The following is a 3,061-nucleotide window of genomic DNA, read 5'->3' on the forward strand; positions in this document are numbered from 1 at the left end:
TTCTCTCATATGAAAAATATGATTAGTTTACATCGAGGTTTGAGTAAAAGCTTGAAGTTAAATTTAGTAGATTATTATTTGGTCAATTATCAAAAAAAGAGAGTTTTTAAACCCCCGTTTTTTTAATTAAGTCGCAAAATTGCATCAGGAGTACTTACTTTTCCAATATCATGTAAGATTCCTGCTCTATATATTAAGTCACAATCTTTATCAGAGCAATTCATTTCTTGTGCAATCATGCGACAATAGGTGGCAACTCTTTGTGAGTGGCCACCTGTGTATGTATCACGATGTTCTAACATTGTAACAAAAGATTCTAAGGTCATCTCAAAGTTCACATATTTTTCTTTTTCTAAAGCAACAGCTTCTTGTGCGTTTTTTAACTGGCTCATGAAGAAGAATTTCATACTTATTATGCTCTTTATAATTATTTACATTAAGTATTGATCTATTGAGCATTTGATTCATTTTAATGTAGTTAATTGGTTTAACCATATACCCACTAATTCCAATCTCTATACCATCTATGAAGTATGATTTTTCAGCGTATGCAGAGATAAGAATAATTTCTTGAGATGGATTGATATCTTTTATCTCTCTAGCCATATCAATACCATTCATAAAGGGCATTTCAATATCTGTTATAACAATATCATATTGATTTTTACGGTAAAGCTCTAAAGCTTCTTGGCCATTTTGAGCAGTACTAAGTTTAGGAAAAAACTTCCTTAAATATTTTTCTACTGAAATTCTCAATTTTTCATCATCTTCTACATAGAGTAGGGTTATGTTCTTTGCTAATTGTTTTAGTAAATTAAGATTCATTGACTTTTCCATTTCATAGGTATTTTGATGATAAAAGAAGTTCCTTCTTCAATATTAAAAACTTCTATCGTGCCTTTAAGATGCTTTTGAATAATTGTTTTACTCATATATAATCCCAACCCTGTTCCTGTTTTTTCACTTTTTGTTGAGAAGTATGGATTGAAAATTTTATCTATAATTTTTTTATCAATACCACCTCCATTATCACTTATTATTACAATTACATTGCTTATATCATTTGTTATGTCTATATTTATAAAACGCTTAAATTCTCTGTTTTCTACAAGTGCTTCTTCTGCATTTTTAAATATGTTAATAAAAACTTGTAATAACTCTCTTGAAAAAGTCTTAACTATATAACTTTTTTTAGTGTTTATTGATAAGTTAATCTGTTTATTCTCAAGGCTTTTACCGATAATTTTTTTAGCTTCATCAACAACTTCTTCAACAGCCACTTCTTCTACTTCTTTATTTGGACGAAAAAAGTTTCTAAAATCATCAATAGTTTTAGATAAATATTCTGTTTGCTTTATAATACTTTGTGCTTCTTCAGCAACATTTTCTTGGTTTGTCTCATCTAAATCTATATCTATTAGTAGATTATTTGCTCCCATAGCAATAACACTGAGAGGCTGTCTCCATTGATGAGCAATCATTCCAATCATTTCACCCATCGCCGCATGCCGTGACTGAGCGATAATTATATCTTCCTTGCTAGCAAGTTTTTCTCTAAGATGGATTTGTTCAGTTATTTCTTGCTTTATTGAAATATAATTTATAATTTCACCATTCTCATTACTAACCGGAGATATAATTGAAGATTCCCAAAATACATCTCCATTCTTTTTGATATTTTTAAATGTACCAGACCAAACTTGATTATTTGTTATTTTCTCCCAAAGTTCTATATACTCTTCATTAGTGTGATAATCACTTTTTAAAATTTTTGGATTAATACCAATAACTTCTTCTAATGAATAACCAGTTAAGTTACAAAAGTATGGATTGACATATTCGATATTTCCATTAATATCTGTAAAGATAATAGAAACAGGAGCACTTTGAAGAACTTGTTTGAATATTGCTATTTCATATTGATCTTTATACTCTTGTGTAATATTGAAATGCATAAAACCTGTTTGAGCATTTTCTTCTTTACCAATACTAAATACCATGCTTTTATAAATAGATGGTTTATTATTAATATCAACATGTTGTATAATAGCTTCTGCAAAACCTTCCTCTTTTGCTTGTAAGTTAAGTTCATCCATCTTTTTAGAAATTTTATTAGGAACAAAATCACTAGCGTACTTACCTATAAGGTCTTTTTCTTCAAGAAAAGTTTGAAGCTCTTTGTTAGCATAAGCAATTCTATCTTTTTTATCTCTTATGGAAACCATACCTGGAATGTTTTTTGTAAAACTTTCAAACTGTTGTTTTGAAGCGATAAGCTCATCTTCTACATTTTTTTGTTCTGTTATATCTGTATAAAAGCCAATCATACGTAAGGGCTTAGAATTTTCATCAAAAATTGTCTTTCCACGACTAAGTGCCCAAATCCAGTGTCCATCCTTATGTTTTAAGCGATGAATACTTTCATAAAGTACGTCTTTATTCTTATGGCTAAGTGAAGCTTTAAGTTTAGCTTGTTCGATGTCATCAGGATGAACTCTATCCATCCATCTTTGATAAAGGTTTGGTAGTTCATTATCTTTATAACCTAAAGTTTCTTTCCATCTTGATGAATAATAGACCTCATTAGTTTCAAGGTTCCAATCCCATAAACCATCTTTTGTTGCTTCAATGGCATAGTTTAGTCTCTCTTCTCTTCTTCTGACTTTTTTAATAAGGTTTTTCATAGAATATTTATAAAAGAAGTGCATGGTTAAGACTGCAATATTAAAAATAAAAAAAAGTAATAAAGTCCATATGAAAAATTCAGAGTTATTATTAATGTTTTCATCAATTGATAGTCTGAGCTCATTGTGAAATAATTGTAATGTTTCTTGCAATTTATTAATATTGTGATTAAGTTCGGTTACATGACTTTGATATGTAAGTTTTACATTCATTTTAGCGTTGATTAATTCAAGTTGATTATTTATAAGAGTAAGGTTAGTGATGATTTGTTTTTCTTCTTTTAATATTTTAAATTGTTTAAAATAATTTTTATTAAACTTTTTATCTTTTTCTATGATTTTTTTTAAAGAGATATTAGCATTGTTCCATTGTATAG

3 protein-coding genes are annotated in these 3,061 nt (G+C 28.5%); all 3 read right to left on the reverse strand.

Annotation, left to right across the window (positions count from 1 at the left end; translation table 11 throughout):
- Positions 1-122: 122 nt before the first annotated feature.
- The gene (locus tag QZZ48_RS15175) at positions 123-338 is read right to left on the reverse strand and encodes an HD domain-containing protein (RefSeq protein WP_294967099.1); all 216 of its coding nucleotides are present in this window, start codon (positions 336-338) and stop codon (positions 123-125) included.
- Positions 328-825 carry a response regulator gene (locus QZZ48_RS15180; protein WP_294967100.1) on the reverse strand — a complete coding sequence of 166 codons (498 nt, stop codon included), beginning with the start codon at positions 823-825 and terminating at the stop codon, positions 328-330. The genes QZZ48_RS15175 and QZZ48_RS15180 overlap by 11 nt, the downstream gene beginning before the upstream one ends.
- Positions 822-3,061, reverse strand: a 2,240-nt coding sequence (locus QZZ48_RS15185; RefSeq protein WP_294967101.1) for a PAS domain S-box protein, incomplete at its 5' end; no start/stop codon positions are given. The genes QZZ48_RS15185 and QZZ48_RS15180, both read right to left, overlap by 4 nt.

Source organism: Sulfurimonas sp. (genome assembly GCF_016744025.1).
In the GTDB taxonomy this organism is placed as follows: domain Bacteria; phylum Campylobacterota; class Campylobacteria; order Campylobacterales; family Sulfurimonadaceae; genus Sulfurimonas.